This is a genomic window from Variovorax sp. KBS0712, assembly GCF_006323185.2.
Lineage (GTDB): Bacteria > Pseudomonadota > Gammaproteobacteria > Burkholderiales > Burkholderiaceae_C > Variovorax > Variovorax boronicumulans.
Genome location: NZ_VCCD02000005.1, coordinates 249,231 through 271,384 on the forward strand (window position 1 = coordinate 249,231; position 22,154 = coordinate 271,384).

Consider the following 22,154-nt stretch of genomic DNA (forward strand, 5'->3'; position numbering starts at 1 on the left):
GCCTCAGCGGAACATCAGGAAGTACAGCAGGAAGATGTTGACCACCAGCAGTGCGGCCGCGGTGGGTATCTGCACCTTGATCACCGCGTTCTTGTCGGGCAGCTCCAGCAGCGCTGCGGGCACGATGTTGAAGTTGGCCGCCATCGGCGTCATGAGCGTGCCGCAGTAGCCCGAGAACATGCCGATGGCCGCCATCACGGCCGGGTCGCCGTGGTACACGCCCACCAGCACCGGCACGCCGACGCCGCCCGTCATCACCGGGAAGGCCGCGAAGCCGTTGCCCATGATGATGGTGAACAGCGCCATGCCCAGCACGTACACGGCCACGGCGACGAAGCGGATGTCCATGTTGATGTAGCTGGTGGTGATGTGCGCCACCGCCTTGCCCACGCCGGCGTCGGAGAACACCAGGCCCAGCATGCCGAGCATCTGCGGCAGCACCACGGCCCAGCCGAGCGCGTCGGTCAGGCGGCGCGACTCGCGCATGCCCTGCACGGGCGTCTCGCGCGTCAGCCAGCAGGCCAGCGCCAGCGCCACCACGCAGCCGATGCCCAGGCTCACCAGCGTGGTGTTCTTGGGGTCGAGCAGCAGCGTGCCGCCGAGCTTGATGTGGCTCATGCCCACGGTGCCGATCACGGTGACCAGCGGGATCGCCAGCGCCGGAATGAACAGCTTGTTGCCCAGGCGCGTGGCGCTGGCCTGGTACTGCTCGGGCGTGGGTTCGCGGTGCTTGCCCGCACCGACGCCGCGCAGGCCGGCAATGACGGCCATGCCGATCGCGCCGACGCCCACGAGCGCGGGCGGCAGCTTGTCGCCGACCAGGAAGACCAGCGCATAGATGCCCCAGAAGAGCGCGCTGGTGTAGCGCTTGGGATGCTGGCGGTCGGCCAGCGTCATCACGGCCGTGACGGCGAGGATGAAGCCGACCAGGAGGTACAGGTGCTGGATCGAGAGAATCATGATGCTCAGCGTCCTTCCTTGGCGGGCACGGCGGTGGCGGGCACGTCGGCTTGCGCAGCGCCGCCCAGTTCACGGGCTAGCGCCTGGTCGAGCCGGCGCAGGCGCCAGGCGTGGATGATGAAAGCGGCAATGGCCGTCGGAATGCCCCACATCGCAATGTGCAGCGGCTCCACGTCGATGCCCGCTTCGTGCAGGAAGGTGGTCATGAGCACGATGGCGCCGAAGGCCACGAAGATGTCTTCGCCGAAGAACAGGCCCACGTTGTCGGTGGCCGCGGCGTAGGCGCGCAGCTTGTGGCGGATGCGGTCGGGCAGCTTGCCGTAGCGCGTTTCGGTGGCGCCTTCGGCCATCGGCGCGAGCAGCGGACGCACCATCTGCGGATGGCCGCCCAGGCTGGTCAGGCCCATGGCCGCCGTGAGTTCACGCGCCGCGAGGTAGACGATCAGCAGGCGGCCGGCGGTGGCCGACTTGATGCGGCTGATCCAATTCTGCGCGTGCTGGCGCAAGCCGTGGCGCTCCAGCAGGCCGATCACCGCCAGCGGCAGAAGAATGATCAGCGGCAGGTTGCGCGTCTTGATGAAGCCGGTGCCGATGGCCGTGAGGATCGCCATCGGGCCGAAGCCGGCGGCGAACGCCGTGACGATGGCCGTGACGATCACCACCAGCATCGGATTGAAGCGCAGGATGAACCCCGCAATGATCACGGCCACGCCGATCAGCGGCCACAGGGGGACTTCAGGTGTCATGGTTGGTCTTTCGTTGCAATGCAAAACACCGGCGCAGGGGCACCGGTGCGGTCGATTGATGCAAACCTCATGCCAATGAATGAGCAATTCATTTCTTATGAATCACTCATTTCAAACAAGTTGTTGAACAATTTCATGTAGTGTGCCCAACAACAGTGCCTGAATACCCCCATGAAAACCCTGAAACGGGCGCGTTTCGGTGCACGGGCACGGCGTGGTGCGGGAGCCGTCTGTTACAACGCAGGCTCGCTGCGCCCCTCCCTTTTCCCCTCCGACCGACCGGCATGACCCGACTGGATTCCCCCGCCTCCCCCACCTCGCCGGCCGCCGGCGCGCTCACGCTCAACGACCGCGTGGCCGAGCTGATCCGCCAGAAGATCGTGAAGGGCGAGTTCTCGCCGGGGCAGCGGCTGTCGGAGGCCGCGCTGGCCGACAGCCTGGAGATTTCGCGCAACACCCTGCGCGAGGTGTTCCGCACGCTGACCAAGGAAGGCCTGCTCAAGCACGCGCCGAACCGCGGCGTGTTCGTGGCGGTGCCGAGCATCGCGTCGATCATCGACATCTACCGCGTGCGCCGGCTCATCGAGTGCCAGGCGCTGGCGCAGGCCTACCCGCGCCACCCCGCCAAGAAGCACATGCGCGAGGCGGTCGAGATGGCGCTGAAATGCCGAGACGCCGGCGACTGGCTGGGCGTGGGCACGGCCAACATGGAGTTCCACAAGGGCATCGTCGAGCTGGCCGACAGCGAGCGGCTGAACGTGCTGTTCGCCCACATCCTGGTCGAGCTGCGGCTGGCCTTCGGGCTGCTGAAAGACCCGGAGTTCCTGCACGCGCCCTACGTGGACATGAACACGAAGCTGCTCGAGCTCATCGAGGCCGGCAAGTTCGCCGAGGGCTCGGCGGCGCTGAACGACTACCTCATCCACTCCGAGCGCATCGTGCTCGCCGTCTACGCGCGGCAGATGACGGACGTGGAATAGGCCGCCCCGGCTTCGCATCGGTGCACCTGCGCGCGGGGCGAGGTGCTGAAATAATGACCACCCCGCCACCCCCACCGCCGGATGCGCCATGACCCTGTCCGCCTACCTGCTGTTCCTGCCCGCCTGCTTCGCCATCAACATGGCGTTCGGCCCCAACAACCTGCTGTCGGTCACCAACGGCGCGATGCACGGCGTGTCGCCGGCCGTGATCGCGGCGAGCGGCCGGCTCGTGGCCTTCGCGGTCATGATCGCCATCGCGGGCCTGGGCATGGGCGCGGTGCTGGTGGCCTCGGAGCTGGCCTTCGATGTCATCAAGTACATCGGTGCCGCGTACCTCGTGTGGATCGGCGTCCGGCTGCTGCGCGCGCCGGCACCGACCGCGCAAGTGCAGGCGCACGAGGCCGCGCCGCCGTCGATGCGCGCGCTGGTGCGCCAGGAGTTCACGGTGGCGGCCGGCAACCCGAAGGCGATCCTGGTGTTCACCGCCTTCTTCCCGCAGTTCGTGGTGCCCGGCGCGTACGCGTCGAGCTACGTGCTGCTGGGCGTGACCTTCCTGGTGTTCGAGCTGGTCGCGATCGCGCTGTATGCGCTGCTCGGCGCGCGCATGCGCCGGCTGGCCAACGGCAGCCGCGCGATGCGCTGGTTCAACCGCGTGAGCGGCAGCATGATGGTCGGCTTCGGGCTGATCCTCGCGTTCACGCGCCGGCCTGCAGGCTGAGCCGCGACCGCGCGGCGGTCAGCACTCGACGATGTTCACGGCGAGGCCGCCGCGCGAGGTTTCCTTGTACTTGGTCTTCATGTCCGCGCCGGTCTGCATCATGGTCTGGATGACCTTGTCCAGCGACACGAAGTGCGAGCCGTCGCCGCGCAGGGCCATGCGCGCCGCGTTGATGGCCTTCACCGCGCCCATCGCGTTGCGCTCGATGCACGGGATCTGAACCAGCCCGCTGACCGGGTCGCAGGTCATGCCCAGGTTGTGCGCCATGCCGATCTCGGCCGCGTTCTCGACCTGCCCCGGCGTGCCGCCCATCACCGCGGCGAGCGCGCCCGCCGCCATCGAGCAGGCCACGCCGACCTCGCCCTGGCAACCGACCTCGGCGCCCGAGAGCGAGCCGTTCTTCTTGTAGAGGATGCCGATGGCCGCGGCGGTGAGCAGGAACTCGATCACCGCCTCGTCGCCCGCGCCGGGAAAGAAGCGCTGGTGGTAATGCAGCACCGCCGGGATCACGCCCGCCGCGCCGTTGGTGGGCGCGGTGACCACGCGTCCGCCGGCCGCGTTCTCCTCGTTGACGGCCATGGCGTACAGGTTGACCCAGTCCATCGCCACGAGCGGGTCGGGCGCGGCCTGCGCCGTGCCGCTGCCCTGCAGCTGAGCGAACAGGTCGGCCGCGCGCCGCCGCACCTGCATGCGCCCGGGCAGGGTGCCGGTGCTCGCGCAGCCGCGGCGCACGGCGCCGGCCATCGCGTCCCACACCTGCAGCAGCTCCGACCGCACCTCGACCTGCGGCCGCCACTGCGTTTCGTTGGCCATCATCAGCGCGGCGATCGACAGGCCCTGCGCGCGGCATTGCGCCAGCAGTTCCGCGCCGCTGTCGAAGGCGAAGGGCAAGGCGGCCGGCGCCGGGCGCTGCACGCCGGCTTCGTTGCGCACGCTCTCGCCCTGCGCATCGACGACGAAGCCGCCACCGACCGAAAAGTAGTCCGCCTCAGCCAAGGTCTGGCCCTGCGCATCCAGCGCGATGAAGCGCAGGCCGTTCGGGTGCCGGGGCAGGCTCTTGCGCAGGAAGAGCAGGTGCTCTTTCTCGTCGAACGCCACGGCGTGCGTGCCGAGCAGATGCAGCCGCCGCTCGCGCCGGATGGCCGCGATGGCGGGCTCGATGGTGTCGGGATCGATCCGGTCCGGCCGGTGGCCTGCGAGCCCGAGCAGCACGGCGCGGTCGGTGCCGTGGCCGCGGCCGGTGGCGCTCAGCGAGCCGTACAGCTGCGTCACCAGCGCGGCCACCTGCGGCAGCAGGCCTTGCGATTGCAGCAGGCAAGCGAACTGCCGCGCCGCGATCATCGGCCCGACCGTGTGCGAGCTCGAGGGGCCGATGCCGATCTTGAACAGATCGAAGGCGCTGACCGGCGTCGAAGGCGCCTTCGCCGTACTTGTCACCGCGCCTTCACCGCCAGGTTCCACAGCGCCACGAGCTGCTCGTACTCCGCCGAGGCCGCTTCCTGGTCGAGCGGGAAGACCTTGATGGCGCTCAGGTCGGGCAGCGAGGTGAGCTTGGACACCGCGATGTCGCTGCGCACCGGACGGCGGAAGTTCTTCACCAGCAGCTCCTGCTGCGTTTCCTTGCTCAGCAGGCCGTTGTAGAGCGCGACGGCGGCGTCCATGTTCTTCGCGCCCTTCACGATGAACATGCCTTCGGGCGCCAGGTAGCTGCCCTCGGTGGGGTAGACCAGCTTGATCTCCTTCTGGCCGCCCGCCACGTACTCCTGCGCCGCGTACTCGATGGTCAGGCCCACCGGGTACTCGCCGGCGGCCACGCCCTTGTAGGTGCTGCCCGACGAGGCGGTGACGACCGCGTTGGCCGCCAGCTTGCCCAGGCCGTCGCGGCCGAACTGCTTGAGCAGGCCATACACCAGCATGTAGGCCGTGGCGCTCTTGCTCGGGTCGGTGATGGCGAACTTGCCCTTCCATTCGGGGCGCATCAGGTCCGACCAGGTCTTGGGCGCGGGCATGCCCTTGAGCTGGCGCTCGTTGACCATCATCACCATGACATGCACGTTGGTGCCGACCCACAGGTCGTTCGGGCCGCGGAAGGCCGCGGGCACGGCCGCGAGATCGGGCGACTTGTAGGGCGCCATCTGGTCCTTGTAGGCGCCCAGTGTGCCGAAGCCGCCGCTCCACAGCACGTCGCCGCGCGGGTTCTTGGCCTCGGCCTGGATGCGCTTCATCAACGTGCCGGTGCCGCCCGTGACCTGCTGCACGGTGAGCCCGGGCGCCTTCTTCTTGACCACGGCCAGCGCGGTCTCGACGGTCTCGGTGTTGTTGGACGAATAGAGCACCACCGTCTGCGCACCCGCGACGCCCGCCGTGAAGGCCAGGGTCGCGAACGCGCATTTCGCCAGGGACTTGAAGGACATGAAAACCTCGCAGGTTGAAGTGAATGGGTGGGTCATTTGCTGGAGAAGAGGTTGATGCGGAACACCTTGATCGCCACCACGATGGGCAGCAGGATCACGCTGACCAGCGCCGCGCCGTAGGCCGAGGCCAGGCCCAGGCGCCCGCCGTCGACCTGGCGGAAGATGGCGATGGGCATGGTCTCCAGGCCGCCCGTGTAGACCACGATGGAGGCCGACAGCTCCGAGATCGTGGTCACCCACATCAGGATGGCGGCCGAGATGATCGAGGCCTTCATGGCCGGCAGCAGCACCTTGAAGAAGGTCTTCAGCGGCGACACGCCCAGGCTGATCGAGGCCTCCTCGATGGAGTCCGAGATGTTGAACAGCGTCGACGACGCATTGCGCACCGCAAAGGGCAGGCGGCGCACCGTGTAGCACAGCACCATGATCCCCGAGGTGCCCGCCAGCACCAGCCAGCCGGTGTTGAAGGTCTGCACCAGCGCAATGCCCAGCACCGTGCCCGAGATGGTCAGCGGCAGCACCACGATGTAGTCCAGCAGCTGGGTGAAGGGGTTGCGCTTCTTGATCGTCAGGTAGCTCACGAGCACCGCGAAGGCCACGCCCACCACGGTGGCCATCGAGGCGAACTTCAGCGAGTTGATGATCGGCTCGGGCGCACCGCGCAGCGCGCGTTCCAGGCTCGACAGCGACCACTGGCCCCAGCGCATCACGGGCCCGCTGGTCTCGGTGAAGGCGCCCACGAAGACGATGAGCAGCGGCAGCATCGACAGCACGATGATCACGCCCACGCTGAGCGTGTAGAACACCGCCGCGCCCGAGCGCACGCGCACCACGGCGGGCGCGCGGCCCTGCGTCATCGTGTAGATCTTGCGTTCGACCACGCGCTTCTGGAAGAACAGCACGATGGCCACGATGCCGATGGACACCACCGACATCGCGCTTTGCAGCGTGGGGCTGCCGCCCATCTCGCCGACGAAGGCGTTGTACGTCATGACCGACAGCAGCGGCACGCTGCTGCCCAGCACCACCGACAGCGCGAAGTTGCCCACCACCAGCGTGAACACCACCAGCGCGTTGACCAGCACCGCCGGCAGGATCACCGGCACCAGCACGCGCAGCTTGGTCACCAGCGGCGAGGTGCCCAGGCTCAGGCCGGCCTCTTCGAGCTGGCCGTCGAAGCCGCGCAGCGCGGCCAGCACGCCCAGGTAGATGTAGGTGTAGTAGACCAAGGTCATGGAGAACACCATGCCGGTCCAGCCGTAGAAGGTCGGCAGCGTGATGCCCGCGCCGGCGAGCAGGTTGGTCACCAGCCCGTTGTTTCCCAGCAGCAGCAGCCACGACTGGCCGACGATGATCTCGGGGATCACGATGGTCATGATCGGCAGCACCGCCACCAGGTTCTTCAGCGGGAAGTCGTAGCGCGCCACCATGTAGGCAAAGGGCACGCCCACGGCCACGGTGCAGGCCGTGACCGACACGCCGAGCACCAGCGTGTTGCGGAACGCGAGCAGGTATTCGCTGTCCTGCAGCAAGGTGATGAAGCCGGACAGCGAGAACGCGCCCGACTCGTCGCGTACGCTGTTCACGAACAGCGTGCCCAGCGGGTAGAACACGAAGAACAGCAGCAGCACGAGGCTGAGCAGGGTCAGGAAACCCCAAGGCCACCAGTTGATTTTCATGGCGTGCGTGTCCGTTCAGGCGGCGACGACGCGGCTGTCGGCCGGCACCAGCACCTGCACCGCATCGCCGGCCTGGAAGTCGGCCACCATGTTGCCGGCGTGCAGCTCGACGCGGATCTCCGACTGGTCGTGCAGCCGGATGCGGTAGGCAGTCTTGAAGCCCAGGTACTGGCGGCGCAGCACCTCGCCCGCGATGGCGTTGGGCACGTGGGGCGCGGGCGCCATGAGCGACAGCGCCTCGGGGCGCGCGATGAGGATGCCCTGCGCGCCCAGCGCGGCGCCGCCCTGCTTGCCGTCGAGCTGCTGGCCGCACAGCTGGTAGCGCACGTGCGACGCAGCCCCGCCGGCGGACTCGGCCGGCACCGGGATCACGTTGGCCGAGCCGATGAAGTCCGCCACGTAGGCGTTCACCGGCGTGCCGTACAGCTCTTCGGGCGTGCCCAGCTGCGCGATGCTGCCGCGGTCCATGATGGCGATGCGATCCGACATGGCCAGCGCCTCTTCCTGGTCGTGCGTGACGAACACGGTGGTGATGCCGGCCTCGCGCACCAGGTCCAGGATCACGTCGCGCATCTGCAGGCGCATCTTGGCGTCGAGGTTGGACAGCGGCTCGTCCATCAGCAGCACGCGCGGGCGGATCACCAGCGCGCGCGCCAGCGCCACGCGCTGGCGCTGGCCACCGCTCATCTGCGCGGGGTAGCGGTCGGCCAGTGCGAGCAGGCTCACCTTGTCCAGCGCCTCGTTGACGCGCCGGGCGATCTCGGCCTTGGGCACCTTGCGCGCGCGCAGGCCGTAGGCCACGTTGTCGAAGGCCGTCTTGTCGGGAAACAGCGCGTAGTCCTGGAACACCATGCCGATGTCGCGGTGGTGGGTGGACACGCGCGTCACGTCGTCCTTGTCGAAAAGAATGCGGCCGCCGTCGGGCTCGTTGAAGCCCGCGATGCAGCGCAGCAGGGTCGTCTTGCCGCAGCCGCTGGGGCCCAGCAGGGTGTAGAAGGCGCCATCGGGCACATGCAGCGACAGGTTCTGCAGCACCGTCTGGTTGGCGAACTGCTTCACGACGTTGTCGATGGTGATGGAAGCCATGTCTCTTGTTCAGGGTGGAAGGAAGCGCGATGCTAGGTGCGCCCCCTGCACGCCACCAGCCGTATTTTTTAAGGCGGCCGGTTAGTTTTTCTGCAGGCTTCCCGGTCTACGATGCGCGCCGGCCTCCAACCCCGGGCGGCACGCAACCGAACACGAAAAGAACATGAGGAAGACAAGCCCGCTCGCCAAGGTACGCATGTGGTGACCCGACGCCTCCCCCCTTTGAAGGCACTGCGCGCCTTCGAAGCGGCGGCGCGCCATGCCAACTTCACCGCGGCCGCCGACGAACTCAGCATCACGCACAGCGCCGTCAGCCAGCAGATCCGCCTGCTGGAGGACTACCTGGGCCAGCCGCTGTTCGCGCGCGAGGCCCGCGGCGCGACGCTGCTGCCCCATGCGCGCGACTACTTCGCCGAGGTGCAGGCCAGCCTGGACCGCATCGCCAGCGCCACGGCCGCGCTGAAGTCGCCGCACCAGCGCGCCAGCCTGCGCGTGTGCACCACACCTTCGTTGGCGATGAAGTGGCTCATTCCGCGGCTGGCCGGCTTCCAGGCCCTGGCGCCGCAGACCGACGTGCAGCTGTCGACCCTCGGCCGCCAATTCTTCGACCAGGCCGAGGCCGGCAGTGACGTGCTGATCCGCCGCATTCCCATGCAGCGCCCCGACCACACCTGCGTGCGCTGCCTGGACGACCACCTCGTGGCCGTGGCGTCGCCGCGCTTCATCGAGCGCCACCGCATCGCCAGCATGGCCGACTGCCTGGGCCATCCGCTGCTGCAGGCCGCCGGCGAAGTGGAGAACTGGCCGCGCTGGTTCGAGCTGGCCGGCGTGCGCGTGCCGCCCCAGCTGCCGGGCCCCGTGTTCGACCACCAGTTCCTGTGCATGCAGGCCGCCATGAACGACCTGGGGCTCGCGCTGGCGCCCTGGTGCCTGCTCGAGGAAGACATCCGCGCCGACCGGCTGCGCCTGGTGTTTCCCGAGCCGCGCCTGCCGGCCTCGGGCGTCTACGCGCTGTACCGCACCGAAGGGCCGGTGGCCGCGCTGGCACGGCAGTTCGTCGACTGGCTCGGCACGCAGCACTGGAGCGCCGCACACCCCACGCCATGAACACCATGCCCTCTCTTCCTCCCCTGCGGCTGTCGGACTTCAAGCTGATCGCCTTCGACATGGACTCGACGCTGATCGACATCGAGACGGTCGACGAGATCGCCGACATCGCGGGCTGCGGCCCCGAGGTCGCGGCCATCACCGAGGCCACGATGCGCGGCGAGATCACCGACTACAAGGACAGCCTGCGCCGGCGCGTGGCCCTGCTGCGCGGCGTGCCGCTGTCGGCGCTGCAGGCCGTGTACGACCAGCGCCTGCACCTGAACCCCGGCGCCGAGACGCTGATCGCCGCGTGCAAGCAAGCCGGCCTGCGCGTCGTGCTGCTGAGCGGCGGCTTCACCTTCTTCACCGACCGCCTGCGCGACCGGCTGCAGCTGGACGACACGCGCTCCAACGTGCTGGAGATCGAAGACGGCCGGCTCACCGGGCGCATGCTGCCCCAGCCCTGGGGCGACATCTGCGACGGCGAAGCCAAGAAGGACAAGCTGCTCGAATGCTGCCGCGCGATGGGCATCCCGCCGGCCCGGGCCATCGCCGTGGGCGACGGCGCGAACGACCTGCCGATGATGCGTGTGGCCGGGCTGTCGGTGGCCTACCACGCCAAGCCCCTGGTGCGCGAAGCGGCGACGCTGGCGATCGACAACGGCGGACTCGACCGGCTGCTCGACCTGCTCAGGCCTTGAGGTATTCGGCCTTGGTGCCGAGCCAGCGGTCGATGTGGCGTTGCGCCAGCTCGGGGTGCTTCTGCAGCATCACCGGCGCAAGCTCGCGCGCCCAGTCGAGCAGCAGCGTGTCGGTCGCGAGGTCGGCGAAGCGCAGCAGCGGCGCGCCCGACTGGCGCGCGCCGAGGAACTCGCCGGGGCCACGGATCTCGAGATCGCGCCGCGCGATCTCGAAACCGTCGCCGGTTTCCGCCATGGCCTTGAGCCGCGCGCGCGCCGCCTCGCCGACGCGCCCGCTGTCGCCCGGCGCATAGAGCAGCACGCAGGCCGAGGCCGCCGCGCCGCGCCCCACGCGCCCGCGCAGCTGGTGCAGCTGCGAGAGGCCGAAGCGCTCGGCGTGCTCGATCACCATCAGCGAGGCGTTGGGCACGTCCACGCCCACTTCGATCACCGTGGTGCTCACCAGCACCTGGATTTCGTTCGCGGTGAAGGCCGCCATCACCGCCTGCTTCTCGGCCGTGGGCATGCGCGAATGCAGCAGGCCGACCTGGATGTGGTCGCCCAGCGTGCCCGCGAGTTCGTCGCGCGTCTCGGTGGCGTTGCGCAGGTCGACCGCCTCGCTCTCCTCGATCAGCGGGCAGACCCAGTAGACCTGTCGGCCCTGCGAAATCTGCGCCTGGATGCGGTCGATGACCTCGTCGCGCCGGTGGTCGGCCACCAGCTTGGTGACGATGGGCGTGCGGCCCGGCGGCAGTTCGTCGAGCGTGGAGACATCGAGGTCGGCGTAGTAGCTCATCGCGAGCGTGCGGGGAATCGGCGTGGCGCTCATCATCAGCAGATGCGGTTCAAGGTCGCCGCCGGCCTTGCCGCGCAATGCAAGACGCTGCGCGACGCCGAAGCGGTGCTGCTCGTCGATGATGGCCAGCGCCAGGTTCTTGAAGCGCACCTTCTCCGAGATGACCGCGTGCGTGCCGATGACCAGCGCGGCCTCGCCGCTCTCGACGGCGGCCGACATCTCGTCGCGTTCCTTCTTCTTCTGGCTGCCCGTGAGCCAGGCCACGCGCAGGCCGCGCTCGGCCAGCAGCGGATCGAGCCAGCCGACCAGCTTGCCGAAGTGCTGGGCCGCGAGGATTTCGGTGGGCGCCATCAGCGCGCACTGGAAGCCCGCGTCGATGCAGCGCGCCGCGGCCAGCGCCGCGACCACGGTCTTGCCCGAGCCCACGTCGCCTTGCAGCAGGCGGTGCATCGGGATCTGGCGGTGCAGGTCGGCCGTGATCTCCTCGCCCACGCGTTGCTGTGCGCCGGTGAGGCCGAAGGGCAGCACGGCGAGCAACTGCGCATGCAGCGAACTCGCCGCCGCGTCGGTGGACGCAGGCAGCACCGGCGCACGCTGCGCCGCGCGTTCCAGCCGCGCCTGCAGCTGCGAGAGCTGCTGCGCCAGCAGCTCCTCGGCCTTGATGCGCTGCCACGCCGGGTGGCTGTGGTCTTCGAGCGCGGCGATCGACACGTCGGGCGTCGGGTAGTGCAGGAAGCTCAGCGCGCTGCGCAGGTCCCACGCGCCGCGCAGGCCGATCTGCACCGGAATCGTCTCGTCGAGCAGCGCGCGCGCCAGGCCCGAGCGCACCTCGCGCCGCAGCACCGGCTGTGCGAGCCCGGCCACGGTCGAGTACACCGGCGTGAGCGCGTTGGGCAGCGCCGTGCCGGCCGCCTTGACGGTCGGGTGCATGATCTGCCGCCCTACGAAACCGCCGCGCATCTCGCCGCGCACGCGCACCTGGGCGCCCACCGCGAGCTGTTTTTGCTGCGACGGATAGAAGTTGAAGAAGCGCAGCTGGCAGGTGTCGCTGCCATCGTCGATGGTGGCGATGAGCTGGCGGCGCGGGCGGTACACCACCTCGCACTCGGTGACCACGCCCTCGACCTGCGCCATGTCGCCGTCGCGCGTGTCGGCCAGCCGCACGATGCGCGTCTCGTCCTCGTAGCGCATCGGCAGGTAGAGCGCGAAGTCGATGTCGCGCACGAGGCCGAGCTTGCGCAGCGCGCGCTGCACGAGGCTCAGGCCGGTGCCGGGCGGCGACGCCGGCGCGGCGGGGGGAGTCGGTTCTTTCTTGGCGGGCACGGACAAGGCTTCTAGCGTGGACGGCAAAGGTCCGTCAAGGCGCTGCGGGCATCGGGGAACATGAACTGGAAGCCGGTGCGCAGCAGCTGCGCCGGCACCACGCGCTGGCCTTCGAGCAACAGGTCGGCCTGCTCGCCGAGCAGCAGCTTCACGGGCGCGGCGGGCGTGGGCATCCAGCAGGGGCGGTGCAGCACGCCGGCGGCGACGCGGGTGAAGGCCTCCTGGCTCACTGCACCCGGCGCGGTGACGTTGAAGGCCTGCGCGGCGACAGGGTCGGTGGCGGACTCCGCCACTGTCCACACATGCGCGATGGCGCGGATCAGGTCATGCACATGCACCCACGACAGCCACTGCCGCCCGCTGCCCAGGCGCCCGCCCATGCCCAGCTGCACCGGCATCAGCAGCTGTGGCAGCGAGCCCTGGTGGCCCAGCACGAAGCCGAAGCGCAGGCAGGCCACGCGAACGCCGTGCGCCACGGCCGCGTGCGCGGCCTGCTCCCAGCGCTGGCACAGCGTCGACATGAAGATGTCCTGCGGCGGCGCGTCTTCGGCGAGTTCGGTGGCGTCGCCCTGCGGCTGCACGCCGTAGTAGCCGATGGCCGAGCCCGAGAGCAGCAGCCACGGCTTGCGCGGGCGCGTGGCGATCCACGCGACGAGCTGCTGCGTCAGGCCTTCGCGGCTTTGCAGCAGCTGCCGCTGGCGCCGCGCGCTCCAGCGCTGGCCGAGGATGCGTGCGCCCGCGAGGTTGACGACCACGTCGATGGCGTCCGCGGCGGGAATCTGGTCGAGCGACTGCACGCAGCGCACCGCGCCACCGAAGCCCCAGGCGGCGGCGCGCGCATCGCGCGTCCACACCGTCACCGCATGGCCGTCGGCCAGCAGGTGGCGCACGAGGATCTGGCCGATGAAGCCGGTGCCGCCCGTCACCAGCACTTGCTGCGGTGTCGTGCCGAAGCGCACCGGGGCCTCGACGGCGCGTACCTGCGCCTGCTTCTGCTGCTTGAACAGCGCGCGCGCCGCGAAACCGTCGCGCAGGCCCGAGATACCGACGCCCACGCCGCACAACGCCAGGAAGGCGCTGAGCCAGCCGTGCGGCTGCCACACCATCGCCGTCGGTTGCGCTGCCCAGCCGACCGCGCTCATCGCCAGCAGCGCGATGAACGCGCCGGCGTTGATGGCCAGCACCGTGTGCGTCACGCGCTCGGTGGGCGGCAGCAGGCGGCTGCCGTCTTCGACCACGAAGTCCCACAGCGTGAGCACGATCTCGACGCCGAACACCACGAGCAGCACCCACGCCCACGCGCCGTGCCAGGCCCACGCCGACAGGCCGAGGAACAGCGCGCAATAGATCGACGAGCGCGTGGCATGGATCGCCAGCTCGCGCCCCGCCGTGCCGCGGCGCGGCAGCGCCTCGGTGCCTTCGTGGTGGTAGAGCGTGTCGAAGGCGCCCAGCGCGCCTTGCGCCGCCATGAGCTGCAGGGCCAGCAGGTGCGTGTCGATCATGCGGACACCGCCTGCGGCCCCGGCTCCGGCACTTCCTCGAACACGCCGACCTGCGTGAAGGTGGTGCCCATGAGGCAGTGGCGAATCTCGATGCGGATGTTGAAGCGCTCGGGCGTCTCGTTGTGGTGCCAGAGAAAGGTCTTGCCCGGCGTGAACAGGCCCGGCAGCGGAATGCGCCAGCCGAACACCTCCCAGAAATAGCCGTCGCTCTGGAAATGCAGGCTGCCGCTGGGCTCCACGCTCAGCACCAGCTTCATGCCCAGCCCCATGCCCACGTACTCCAGCACCTCGCCGCGCTCGCTCTCGCGCATGAAGCTGGTGAACTGGATCGGTTGGCGGCCGTGCAGGCGGTAGATGCGCTGCTTGTAGATGGCCGGGTCGTCGGGCCGGGCGTAGACCTGGATCTCGACCGGGAAGTGGCTGTCGCTGTAGGGGATCAGCGCGCCCTGGATCATCGGCTGCGTGAGATGCCCCAGCAGCTTGCCGAAGCGCGAGCAGCGCAGCTCGCTGAGCGCGCCCAGGTAGTGCAGCGCCTTGCCCGGCAGGGGGTTCTTGTCGAAGCGCCGGCGGATGTCGGGGTGCAGGCCCATCCAGGCACCACCCAGGATCTTCTTGAAGAGCTCGCCTTCGGAAGGTGGGGCGGGGGCTGGCGTGACACGCGCGACGGAAGAATCGACCATGCGCCGATTCTGCCTCGGCAACCCCGAGCGGCGCCCGTGATTCCGGGCCATGGGACAATCGCCGCTCTCCGCCTTTTTCTCTTCCCATGCCTCCTTGGCACGGGCCCGTCCGGCCCTCAAGCACCATGCGCGCCTTCACGCTTTCCGATTTCGATTTCCATCTGCCGCCCGAGCTGGTGGCACAACACCCGGCCACCGAACGCACCGCCTCCCGTCTGCTCGACGGCACAGGCCCCGCCCCGGCCGACCGCATCTTCAAGGAACTGCCCTCGCTGCTGCGCGCGGGCGACCTGCTGGTCTTCAACGACACGCGCGTGGTCAAGGCGCGCCTGTTCGGCGAGAAGCCGACCGGCGGCAAGCTCGAGCTGCTGGTCGAGCGCGTGCTGCAGGGCCACGAGGTGGTCGCGCACATGAAGGTCAGCAAGAAGCCGCCCGTGGGCACCACGCTGGAGATGGTGGGCGGCTTTCGCGCCACGCTGCTGGGCCGCTGGCCCGAGGAAGACGGCGCGCTGTTCCGCTTCGGCTTCGAGAGCGACGCCGGCGAAGACCCGTATGCGCTGATGCAGCGCTGCGGCCACGTGCCGCTGCCGCCCTACATCACGCACACCGACTCGGCCGACGACGAGAGCCGCTACCAGACCGTGTTCGCGCGCGTGCCCGGCGCCGTGGCCGCGCCCACGGCCGCACTGCATTTCGACGAAGGCCTGCTGGCCGAACTCGAAGCGCGCGGCGTGCAGCGCGCCAACGTCACGCTGCACGTGGGCGCCGGCACCTTCCAGCCGGTGAAGACCGAGAACATCGCCGAACACACGATGCACGCCGAGCGCTACGAAGTGCCCGAGGCCACGCAGCGCGCCATTGCCGAATGCAAGGCACGCGGCGGGCGCGTGGTCGCCGTGGGCACGACCACCGTGCGCACGCTCGAGTCGTGGGCCAAGAGCGGCGAGGCCACGGGCGACACGCGCATCTTCATCACGCCGGGCTTCGCCTTCGAACACGTCGACGTGCTGGTGACCAACTTCCATTTGCCCAAGAGCACGCTGATGATGCTGGTCTCGGCCTTCGCGGGTTATGAGCGCGTGATGGCGCTGTATGCCCACGCCATTGCCAGTGGCTACCGCTTCTTCAGCTACGGCGATGCCATGCTGCTGCAGCGGTCAAACACCCCGAATTGACGATCGATATAATTTCACTTACCAAGTGGAGATCGATATGACAACCGTCACTGTTTCATCCAAATTCCAGGTGGTCATTCCGCAAGCCATTCGCGAGCAGATGGCCATTGAACCCGGGGCACGGTTCAGTGTCGTGCGGCATGGGAAGGCGATCGAGCTGATCCCGGTCCCGACGCTGGAAGAGCTGCAAGCCGAATTGCGCGGTATTCCGACGGACATCGTCGACGATCCCGAGCGCTTCTGATGGCACGCACTTCCGTCAAGGCGCCCGTCGGGCCCCTGATTCTTGATTCGTCCTGCTGGCTCGAGGTCTTCGGCGCCACGGACCGCGCAAAGCTCTATCAGGCGGCCGCGGCCGACCCCAGCCTGCTGGTCGTTCCCGTCGTGACCTTGTACGAGGTCTACAAGACCCTGCGCCGCATCCGCGATGCCTCCATCGCCTCCCGCGCAGCGGCCTACATGCAACAGGGCGATGTGGTGGATCTCGACGCTGCCTTGTGCCTGGGCGCGGCCGACAACGGCCTGCCTTTTGCCGACAGCCTGATCTACGCCACGGCGCTGTCGCGCAGCGCCACGCTCTGGACCCAGGACGCGCATTTCGACGGACTGCCCGGCGTCAAATATTTCTCCAAACCGTGATGCTGAACTTCGAACTCCTCAAGACCGACCCCGACAGCCACGCGCGCCGCGCGACGCTCACGCTCAACCACGGCAAGGTCCAGACGCCGATCTTCATGCCGGTGGGCACGTATGGCACCGTCAAGGGCGTGATGCCGCGCAGCCTCGAAGAGATGGGCGCGCAGATCATCCTGGGCAACACCTTCCACCTGTGGATGCGCCCGGGGCTGGACGTGATGGCGAGCTTCGGCGGGCTGCACCAGTTCGAGAAGTGGGACAAGCCCATCCTCACCGACTCGGGCGGCTTCCAGGTGTGGTCGCTGGGCGCGATGCGCAAGATCAGCGAAGAGGGCGTGAAGTTCGCTTCGCCCGTCAACGGCGACAAGCTCTTCCTCACGCCCGAGGTCTCGATGCAGATCCAGACCATCTTGAACAGCGACATCGTGATGCAGTTCGACGAGTGCACGCCCTACGACACCAAGGGCCACATCACGACCGAGGCCGAGGCGCGCGTCTCGATGGAACTGAGCCTGCGCTGGGCCAAGCGCTGCCAGGCTGAATTCACGCGCCTGCAGAACCCCAACGCGCTGTTCGGCATCGTGCAGGGCGGCATGTTCGAGAACCTGCGCGAGGAGTCGCTGGCGGCGCTGGTCGACATGGACTTCCCCGGCTACGCCATCGGCGGCGTGAGCGTGGGCGAGCCCAAGGAAGAGATGCTGCACATCATGGGCCACACGCCGCACCGGCTGCCCGCGAACAAGCCGCGCTACCTGATGGGCGTGGGCACGCCCGAAGACCTGGTGCAGGGCGTGGCCGACGGCGTCGACATGTTCGACTGCGTGATGCCCACGCGCAATGCGCGCAACGGCACGATGTTCACGCGCTTCGGCGACCTGAAGATGCGCAACGCGCGCCACAAGAGCGACCCGCAGCCGGTCGACCCGAGCTGCACCTGCCACGCCTGCGCGGGCACCTCGGGCGTGAGCTGGAACGACGGCGGGCGCGAAGGCTTCAGCCGCGCCTACCTGCACCACCTGGACCGCTGCGGCGAAATGCTCGGACCGATGCTGTGCACCATCCACAACCTGCACTACTACCTGAACCTGATGACGGAGATCCGCGCGGCGCTCGACGCGGGCACGTTCACCCAGTTCCGCGCACAGTTCAAGTCGGACCGCGCACGCGGCGTCTAGGGCTTCGCGGCGCCCGGGGGCTGGATGGCCAGGGGCGTCGCGTAGGGTTCGATGCGCAGCAGCTCGTTCCTGAAGACCACGACCTGCCTGAGCGGCGCCTGCACCAGCGCCCCGCTCGCGTCCTTGTGCGAGGCGTACTGCCAGAGCGTGAGCTGACCCTTCTCGGCCAGCATGGCGGCCAGCCGCTGCACGGGCGGCGCCGCGCTGGCGCCCAATTGGGCCGCCTCGATGCCCACCACGATGTCGTCGCGCGGCGAGACCACCTTGAAGAGCAGCACGGGCGCCGGTGCCTGCGCCTGCGCGCGGACGTGCCGCGCCGCGAAGGCGGCCGGAAGCAGCGCGAGGCAGAAGACGAAGCGGCGGTTGAAGGAGCTCATGGGCCGAAGCGTATGCCTGCCACGGCGCCCTGCCCACAGGCCGGAAGCCATACGCCGGGTGGAGGCCCGGCCGGCACCAGGGACGCCGTCATCCGGTACGCTTGCCCTGTCTTCACTGCGGTTGTCCTCACCCTCATGACCAACGCCTCCCCACCCACGGCCTATACCGCCCGCTACCCCTCGCTGGCCGGCCGCACCGTGTTCATCTCGGGCGGCGCCAGCGGCATCGGCGAATCGCTGGTGCGGGCTTTTCATGCCCAAGGCGCGAAGGTCGGCTTCTGCGACCTCGACACGGCCGCCGGCAGCGCGCTCGCCGCGCAGCTGCAAGGCGCGCACCCCGCGCTGTTCGTGCCCTGCGACGTGACCGACACCGCCGCGCTCGCCGCCGCCATCGACACAGTGCGCCAGCGCTTCGGGCCGGTGTCGGTGCTGCTGAACAACGCGGCCAACGACCGGCGCCACGAGATGGCCGACGTGACCAGCGACGACTTCGACCGCCTCGTGGCCGTGAACATCAAGCACCAGTTCTTTGCCGCGCAGGCCGTGGCCGACGACATGCGCGCGCTGGGCGGCGGCTCGATCGTCAACTTCGGATCGATCAGCTGGCTCATGAAGGGCCGCGGCTACCCGGTCTACCAGGCCTGCAAGGCAGGCGTGATCGGCCTCACGCGCTCGCTGGCGCGCGACCTGGGCAAGCAGAACATCCGGGTCAACACGATCATGCCGGGCTGGGTGATGACCGAGCGGCAGATCAAGCTGTGGGTGAAGCCCGAATCGGGCGCGGAGATCGATGCGGCGCAATGCCTGCCGGGGCGTGTGATGGCGGAAGACATTGCCGCGATGGCGCTGTTCCTCGCGGCCGATGATTCACGCATGTGCACCGCGCAGGACTACGTGGTGGACGCAGGCTGGACCTGAAGCGCGTCAACGGTCGCCCCAAAGAAAAAGCCCGGCATGCCGGGCTTTTTGCTGCGTGGGTGGCGGGACGGTCAGTCGCGCAGTTCGGCCGGCAGCGTGCCGCCATTGGCGGCGATGCGGCTCATCACCTGCTTGTGCAGGCCGATGTTCCATTCGGCCGAACCCGGTTCGCCGTTGCTGTAGAGGATTTCGCTGGCCAGTTCCTTGCGCGCGGCGAGGCTGCTGTCCAGGCCCAGCAACTTGAGCAGGTCGACGATCGAGGTGCGCCAGTTCAGGCCGGCGGCACCGGGCATCGCGTCCAGGACGGCGGGAACGTCGCCCAGCGGGATCGCGGGCGGCGGTGCGGCAACGGCCGGTGCGCCGGGTGCAGCCGCCGGCGGTGCGGCGACGACTTCAGCGGCGTTGGCCGACGGAAAAATCTTGGAAAAAATCTTGCCGAAAATGCTCATGGGTGTGCTCCGTCAATGTGAATGGGAAAACCCGCGGCACGGCGTTGCGTGACGCAGCCCGGGGTTGTAGCACGACCGTGCGGCGCTTTCGCTACGTGGCCGGCTGAACCGGCGCGTCCGGCGTGACCGATTGCGCAGTGCCGGTCACAGGTGTATGCGGCGCCTGCGCAGCGGCCGAGGTACCGCAGGCATGGCAGAACTTGGAGAACGCGCTCTTGCGCGTGCTGCAGTGGCCGCAGTGGTCGAACAGGCCGATGCCGCAGTGCGGGCAGAAGTCGATCTCGTTGTTCTTCAGGTCGACCGGCCGCTCGCAGCCGGGGCACACGCTCTTGGCCAGCCGAGCCAGCGCGGTGTCGTAGCTCAGCTCTTCGCGGCGCACCTGGTCGGGCTGCTGCTCGGCGAGCTTCTGGCGCGCCAGGTAGCGGTTGAGCGCCACGATGGCGTAGCGCCCCACCAGCACCGTGAGCACGATGCCCACCACGTAGCGCACGTAGCCGCCGTAGCTCGGCAGGTAGGGCACCAGCTCGACGAAGAAGGCAAACAGCGCAAAGAAGATGAAGCCCCACACGAAGGGCCAGTAGGTGCTCTTGCGCTTCTTCACGAACAGCCAGCCGGCCACCAGCAGCAGCGGCAGGGTCAGCGCGAGCCGGTAGCCGAACACGCGCAGTTCGATGCGGCGGTACTCGGCGTCCAGGCGCTGCTGCGCGTCGTGCTCCAGCACGCCCAATGCCGCGCGCGCACGCTGCTCGGCCTGGCGCGCGTCGAGCGCGATCTGGCGCTGCGCGTCGGCCTTGCGCTGCGCCGCGTCTTCCTTCTGCTTGAAGGCGTCGAGCGCCTTGGTGCGCGCGATGAGCTCGGTGTCCTGGTCGGGCTGCGCGGTGGCGCGGCGCGTGGCGATCCAGTTGCCGAAGGTCTCGCGCGCGTTGGCGCTGGCCTGCTGCGCGGTGTTGAGCTGCAGCTGCGCCTGATCGAGGTCGCGCGCGGCCTGCAGCTCGGCGGCCTCCGAGGCCTTGATGGTGGCGCGCAGCGGCTCGGCGGCGGGCTTGTCGATGAAGTCGTCGAGCACGCGCACGCGCTCGACCTGCGGCAGGTCGCCCACGATCGTGCTGCCCAGCCCGATCAGGAAGCTCGCGAACACGAACGCCACCAGCCAGAGGCCGCGGCGGAACCACTTCTCGGACAGGCGCAGGGATTTGCTCATGGTCTTTCCTTCTTTCTTTTCTTCGTTGCGTCGCTTCGCTCAGAAGGTGTGAATGAATCCGGCGTGGCCGAGCAGCCCGCCCAGGCGCAGCCCCTCAAGGCGCAAAGCGCAGCCATAGCTCGGGCTATGGCGAGCATTTGCAACGCCGAGGGGGCGTGTCTGGGCGGGATGAGCGGACATGGCGGGTTCGTTCACACCTTCTCAGAGCTTGAGTGTGACCGGCGCCGCGCCTAAGCCCGCACGCGGCAGCCAGGCGAACACCGAGTCGACGGTCACGGTCTCGATGCGGTCCGAGAACCGCTTCTCGTTCGGATGGTCGTCGAAAGCGATGTTGGCCGAGCCCACGCGCCCGCCCAGGCGGGTCAGCGGGCCGAGGTTCAGCGTGGTGGGCTCGTAGCCCTTGAACTGCAGCCAGGCCTGCGCCTGCGCGCGGGTGCCGATGGTGGCGGGCTCCATCGCGGCGGCCAGGGTCTCGATGGCCCACTGGTTCGACTGCTGGTACTTCTGGCCCCAGGCGTAACTCACGATGCTGTAGGGCGCCACGTTCAGGCGCACGAGGCGCGCATCGGGCTCGCGCAGCGCGGCCATCAGCTGCGCCTGCACCGCGGGCGTCGGCACGGACCAGGCGGCCTCGTAGCGCCACAGGTCGTCGAGGAAGAACTCGCCCAGCCCCTGCCGGTAGACCGCGGCCACCGCCGTGCCGCAGTGGTTGAGCTTGTGCACCACGCGCCACGGGCCTTCGTCGGTCTTGTAGGCGATGCCCAGGTGCGAATAGCGCAGGCCGTACTTGCTCAGGTCCTGCCCGGCACGCGCCAGGATGACCACGCGCGCGCCGCTCGCATCGAGCTGCTGCGAGGTGCGCTCGGCCAGCTGCATGCCCTTGACGATCAACGCCGGCGTCGGCCTGACCTGTTCGCACGAGCGGCCGGCGTTCGCCTGCAGCGGCAGCACCGCCGCGACGGCGAACGCCAGCAGCAGCGCGGGGCGCACGGCGGATTTCACGACAGTCTTTCGTTGTGGAGCAGTGCGCGGCCGACCGCGTTGGGCACGAAGGCCAGCACCTCGCCGGCAGCCGAGAGCACAACGCCCGTGCCGATCACGCTCACGACCACGGCCGTGCCGGCGGCCACCGACACGCCGCGGGTGGCGCGCCCCATCACCTTGACGCTGGCGCGGGCGCCGTCCGAGGCGCGTTCGAGCAGGTAGACGGTGCCGTCGACCGAGGCCTCGACCGCGATCACGGTGAGCACCGAGCCGCCCACCGACAGCGCCGCGGGCACGGCGACCACCGCAGTGGCCGATGCACCGACGACCGAAGCAGCACCGACCACCGAGGCCACGGGCAGCAGCGACAGCGCGGCCGAGGCCTCGCTCTGTGCCCGTGCGGGCAGCGGCGTCGCGACACCCGCGAACGCGGCGCAGACGGCGAGGGCCAGGGCGGCCATCGACCGCGCCAGGGCGGTCCTGCGCGAAGCCGGCAGGCCGCGCTGAGTGATCGAAACGGTGGGGGATGAGAGGGGTTGCATGAAGGCCTCGCGGCGCAGTGAAGGTGAGCGAATGATGGTTCGCC

Annotated in this window: 23 protein-coding genes; 9 read left to right on the top strand and 14 right to left on the bottom strand. The window is 68.9% G+C overall.

Features of this window, described 5'->3' with window-relative positions; all coding sequences use genetic code 11:
- Positions 1–3: 3 nt before the first annotated feature.
- Both FFI97_RS31835 and FFI97_RS31840 read right to left on the bottom strand, forming a co-directional pair.
- Entirely contained in the window at positions 4–960 is a 957-nt protein-coding gene (locus tag FFI97_RS31835; protein WP_095747223.1) for a DUF979 domain-containing protein, read from the bottom strand.
- Between the two features lie 5 nt (positions 961–965).
- Positions 966–1,706: a DUF969 domain-containing protein gene (locus tag FFI97_RS31840; RefSeq protein WP_139700670.1), complete on the bottom strand. Its 741-nt coding sequence runs from the start codon at positions 1,704–1,706 to the stop codon at positions 966–968.
- Positions 1,707–1,990: 284 nt separating this feature from the next.
- Between FFI97_RS31840 and FFI97_RS31845 the strand changes: the two genes are divergently transcribed.
- Together FFI97_RS31845 and FFI97_RS31850 are read left to right on the top strand one after the other, a co-directional pair.
- The gene (locus tag FFI97_RS31845; protein WP_260685246.1) at positions 1,991–2,686 is read left to right on the top strand and encodes a GntR family transcriptional regulator; all 696 of its coding nucleotides are present in this window, start codon (positions 1,991–1,993) and stop codon (positions 2,684–2,686) included.
- A gap of 88 nt (positions 2,687–2,774) precedes the next feature.
- Positions 2,775–3,404 (top strand): LysE family translocator, encoded by a 630-nt coding sequence (locus FFI97_RS31850; protein ID WP_139700672.1) that lies wholly within the window; start codon positions 2,775–2,777, stop codon positions 3,402–3,404.
- Positions 3,405–3,422: 18 nt separating this feature from the next.
- On the opposite strand, the gene FFI97_RS31855 is transcribed toward FFI97_RS31850, so the two are convergent.
- From FFI97_RS31855 to FFI97_RS31870, 4 genes are read right to left on the bottom strand one after another with little or no spacing between them, the layout of a single operon-like run.
- Positions 3,423–4,841: an L-serine ammonia-lyase gene (locus FFI97_RS31855; RefSeq protein ID WP_139700674.1), complete on the bottom strand. Its 1,419-nt coding sequence runs from the start codon at positions 4,839–4,841 to the stop codon at positions 3,423–3,425.
- On the bottom strand, positions 4,838–5,818 hold the full coding sequence (locus tag FFI97_RS31860) for an ABC transporter substrate-binding protein (RefSeq protein WP_139700676.1): 981 nt from the start codon (positions 5,816–5,818) through the stop codon (positions 4,838–4,840). Before FFI97_RS31860 ends, FFI97_RS31855 begins: the two co-directional genes overlap by 4 nt.
- A 32-nt stretch (positions 5,819–5,850) precedes the next feature.
- A complete protein-coding gene (locus FFI97_RS31865) occupies positions 5,851–7,497 on the bottom strand; it encodes an ABC transporter permease (RefSeq protein ID WP_062477436.1) in 1,647 nt (548 codons plus the stop codon).
- A 15-nt stretch (positions 7,498–7,512) separates the two neighbouring features.
- The gene (locus FFI97_RS31870; RefSeq protein WP_062477439.1) at positions 7,513–8,583 is read right to left on the bottom strand and encodes an ABC transporter ATP-binding protein; all 1,071 of its coding nucleotides are present in this window, start codon (positions 8,581–8,583) and stop codon (positions 7,513–7,515) included.
- A gap of 198 nt (positions 8,584–8,781) precedes the next feature.
- Here FFI97_RS31870 and FFI97_RS31875 point away from each other — a divergent pair, with 198 nt between their 5' ends.
- Together FFI97_RS31875 and serB are read left to right on the top strand one after the other, a co-directional pair.
- Positions 8,782–9,690 (top strand): LysR substrate-binding domain-containing protein, encoded by a 909-nt coding sequence (locus FFI97_RS31875; RefSeq protein WP_260685247.1) that lies wholly within the window; start codon positions 8,782–8,784, stop codon positions 9,688–9,690.
- Positions 9,687–10,373, top strand: coding sequence for a phosphoserine phosphatase SerB (gene serB, locus FFI97_RS31880; RefSeq protein WP_139700680.1), 687 nt, complete (start codon positions 9,687–9,689; stop codon positions 10,371–10,373). The genes FFI97_RS31875 and serB overlap by 4 nt, the downstream gene beginning before the upstream one ends.
- Here serB and recG read toward each other — a convergent pair.
- Genes recG through FFI97_RS31895 form a run of 3 tightly spaced genes read right to left on the bottom strand, consistent with a single transcriptional unit; the run spans position 10,363 to position 14,653 of the window.
- Positions 10,363–12,471: an ATP-dependent DNA helicase RecG gene (gene recG / locus FFI97_RS31885; protein ID WP_253252562.1), complete on the bottom strand. Its 2,109-nt coding sequence runs from the start codon at positions 12,469–12,471 to the stop codon at positions 10,363–10,365. The genes serB and recG overlap by 11 nt on opposite strands.
- A gap of 11 nt (positions 12,472–12,482) precedes the next feature.
- Positions 12,483–13,973 (bottom strand): TIGR01777 family oxidoreductase, encoded by a 1,491-nt coding sequence (locus FFI97_RS31890; RefSeq protein WP_139700685.1) that lies wholly within the window; start codon positions 13,971–13,973, stop codon positions 12,483–12,485.
- Positions 13,970–14,653: a DUF4166 domain-containing protein gene (locus FFI97_RS31895; protein ID WP_139700686.1), complete on the bottom strand. Its 684-nt coding sequence runs from the start codon at positions 14,651–14,653 to the stop codon at positions 13,970–13,972. Before FFI97_RS31895 ends, FFI97_RS31890 begins: the two co-directional genes overlap by 4 nt.
- Before the next feature lie 125 nt (positions 14,654–14,778).
- On the opposite strand from FFI97_RS31895, the gene queA reads away from it, so the two are divergent.
- The 4 genes from queA to tgt are packed head-to-tail and all read left to right on the top strand — an operon-like array spanning position 14,779 to position 17,639.
- Positions 14,779–15,828, top strand: a complete 1,050-nt coding sequence (gene queA / locus FFI97_RS31900) for a tRNA preQ1(34) S-adenosylmethionine ribosyltransferase-isomerase QueA (RefSeq protein WP_139700688.1) — start codon at positions 14,779–14,781, stop codon at positions 15,826–15,828.
- Positions 15,829–15,865: 37 nt separating this feature from the next.
- Positions 15,866–16,072 carry an AbrB/MazE/SpoVT family DNA-binding domain-containing protein gene (locus tag FFI97_RS31905; protein ID WP_139700689.1) on the top strand — a complete coding sequence of 69 codons (207 nt, stop codon included), beginning with the start codon at positions 15,866–15,868 and terminating at the stop codon, positions 16,070–16,072.
- Positions 16,072–16,467 (top strand): type II toxin-antitoxin system VapC family toxin, encoded by a 396-nt coding sequence (locus tag FFI97_RS31910; protein ID WP_139700691.1) that lies wholly within the window; start codon positions 16,072–16,074, stop codon positions 16,465–16,467. Before FFI97_RS31905 ends, FFI97_RS31910 begins: the two co-directional genes overlap by 1 nt.
- Positions 16,467–17,639, top strand: coding sequence for a tRNA guanosine(34) transglycosylase Tgt (gene tgt / locus FFI97_RS31915; protein ID WP_139700692.1), 1,173 nt, complete (start codon positions 16,467–16,469; stop codon positions 17,637–17,639). The genes FFI97_RS31910 and tgt overlap by 1 nt, the downstream gene beginning before the upstream one ends.
- Here tgt and FFI97_RS31920 read toward each other — a convergent pair.
- A complete protein-coding gene (locus tag FFI97_RS31920; RefSeq protein ID WP_139700694.1) occupies positions 17,636–18,016 on the bottom strand; it encodes a hypothetical protein in 381 nt (126 codons plus the stop codon). The genes tgt and FFI97_RS31920 overlap by 4 nt on opposite strands.
- A gap of 135 nt (positions 18,017–18,151) precedes the next feature.
- On the opposite strand from FFI97_RS31920, the gene FFI97_RS31925 reads away from it, so the two are divergent.
- Positions 18,152–18,934 (top strand): SDR family NAD(P)-dependent oxidoreductase, encoded by a 783-nt coding sequence (locus FFI97_RS31925; protein WP_139700696.1) that lies wholly within the window; start codon positions 18,152–18,154, stop codon positions 18,932–18,934.
- Between the two features lie 71 nt (positions 18,935–19,005).
- Here FFI97_RS31925 and FFI97_RS31930 read toward each other — a convergent pair whose 3' ends face one another.
- The 4 genes from FFI97_RS31930 to FFI97_RS31945 all read right to left on the bottom strand — a co-directional run bounded on the left by FFI97_RS31930 (position 19,006) and on the right by FFI97_RS31945 (position 22,029).
- A complete protein-coding gene (locus FFI97_RS31930; RefSeq protein WP_070063202.1) occupies positions 19,006–19,383 on the bottom strand; it encodes a DUF3597 domain-containing protein in 378 nt (125 codons plus the stop codon).
- Between the two features lie 91 nt (positions 19,384–19,474).
- Positions 19,475–20,584 carry a serine endopeptidase gene (locus FFI97_RS31935; protein WP_139700698.1) on the bottom strand — a complete coding sequence of 370 codons (1,110 nt, stop codon included), beginning with the start codon at positions 20,582–20,584 and terminating at the stop codon, positions 19,475–19,477.
- Between the two features lie 201 nt (positions 20,585–20,785).
- Complete coding sequence (locus tag FFI97_RS31940) at positions 20,786–21,586, bottom strand: DUF2145 domain-containing protein (protein ID WP_139700699.1); 801 nt, start codon at positions 21,584–21,586, stop codon at positions 20,786–20,788.
- Complete coding sequence (locus FFI97_RS31945) at positions 21,583–22,029, bottom strand: hypothetical protein (protein WP_185993766.1); 447 nt, start codon at positions 22,027–22,029, stop codon at positions 21,583–21,585. Before FFI97_RS31945 ends, FFI97_RS31940 begins: the two co-directional genes overlap by 4 nt.
- Positions 22,030–22,154: the final 125 nt, after the last annotated feature.

Excerpts from the sequence above, each read along its gene's own strand:
- FFI97_RS31835 (WP_095747223.1), bottom strand. The coding sequence starts at position 960 with ATGATTCTCTCGATCCAGCACCTGTACCTCCTGGTCGGCTTCATCCTC.
- FFI97_RS31840 (WP_139700670.1), bottom strand. The coding sequence starts at position 1,706 with ATGACACCTGAAGTCCCCCTGTGGCCGCTGATCGGCGTGGCCGTGATC.
- FFI97_RS31845 (WP_260685246.1), top strand. The coding sequence starts at position 1,991 with ATGACCCGACTGGATTCCCCCGCCTCCCCCACCTCGCCGGCCGCCGGC.
- FFI97_RS31850 (WP_139700672.1), top strand. The coding sequence starts at position 2,775 with ATGACCCTGTCCGCCTACCTGCTGTTCCTGCCCGCCTGCTTCGCCATC.
- FFI97_RS31860 (WP_139700676.1), bottom strand. The coding sequence starts at position 5,818 with ATGTCCTTCAAGTCCCTGGCGAAATGCGCGTTCGCGACCCTGGCCTTC.
- FFI97_RS31865 (WP_062477436.1), bottom strand. The coding sequence starts at position 7,497 with ATGAAAATCAACTGGTGGCCTTGGGGTTTCCTGACCCTGCTCAGCCTC.
- FFI97_RS31870 (WP_062477439.1), bottom strand. The coding sequence starts at position 8,583 with ATGGCTTCCATCACCATCGACAACGTCGTGAAGCAGTTCGCCAACCAG.
- serB (WP_139700680.1), top strand. The coding sequence starts at position 9,687 with ATGAACACCATGCCCTCTCTTCCTCCCCTGCGGCTGTCGGACTTCAAG.
- FFI97_RS31890 (WP_139700685.1), bottom strand. The coding sequence starts at position 13,973 with ATGATCGACACGCACCTGCTGGCCCTGCAGCTCATGGCGGCGCAAGGC.
- FFI97_RS31895 (WP_139700686.1), bottom strand. The coding sequence starts at position 14,653 with ATGGTCGATTCTTCCGTCGCGCGTGTCACGCCAGCCCCCGCCCCACCT.
- queA (WP_139700688.1), top strand. The coding sequence starts at position 14,779 with ATGCGCGCCTTCACGCTTTCCGATTTCGATTTCCATCTGCCGCCCGAG.
- FFI97_RS31905 (WP_139700689.1), top strand. The coding sequence starts at position 15,866 with ATGACAACCGTCACTGTTTCATCCAAATTCCAGGTGGTCATTCCGCAA.
- FFI97_RS31910 (WP_139700691.1), top strand. The coding sequence starts at position 16,072 with ATGGCACGCACTTCCGTCAAGGCGCCCGTCGGGCCCCTGATTCTTGAT.
- tgt (WP_139700692.1), top strand. The coding sequence starts at position 16,467 with ATGCTGAACTTCGAACTCCTCAAGACCGACCCCGACAGCCACGCGCGC.
- FFI97_RS31920 (WP_139700694.1), bottom strand. The coding sequence starts at position 18,016 with ATGAGCTCCTTCAACCGCCGCTTCGTCTTCTGCCTCGCGCTGCTTCCG.
- FFI97_RS31925 (WP_139700696.1), top strand. The coding sequence starts at position 18,152 with ATGACCAACGCCTCCCCACCCACGGCCTATACCGCCCGCTACCCCTCG.
- FFI97_RS31930 (WP_070063202.1), bottom strand. The coding sequence starts at position 19,383 with ATGAGCATTTTCGGCAAGATTTTTTCCAAGATTTTTCCGTCGGCCAAC.
- FFI97_RS31935 (WP_139700698.1), bottom strand. The coding sequence starts at position 20,584 with ATGAGCAAATCCCTGCGCCTGTCCGAGAAGTGGTTCCGCCGCGGCCTC.
- FFI97_RS31945 (WP_185993766.1), bottom strand. The coding sequence starts at position 22,029 with ATGGCCGCCCTGGCCCTCGCCGTCTGCGCCGCGTTCGCGGGTGTCGCG.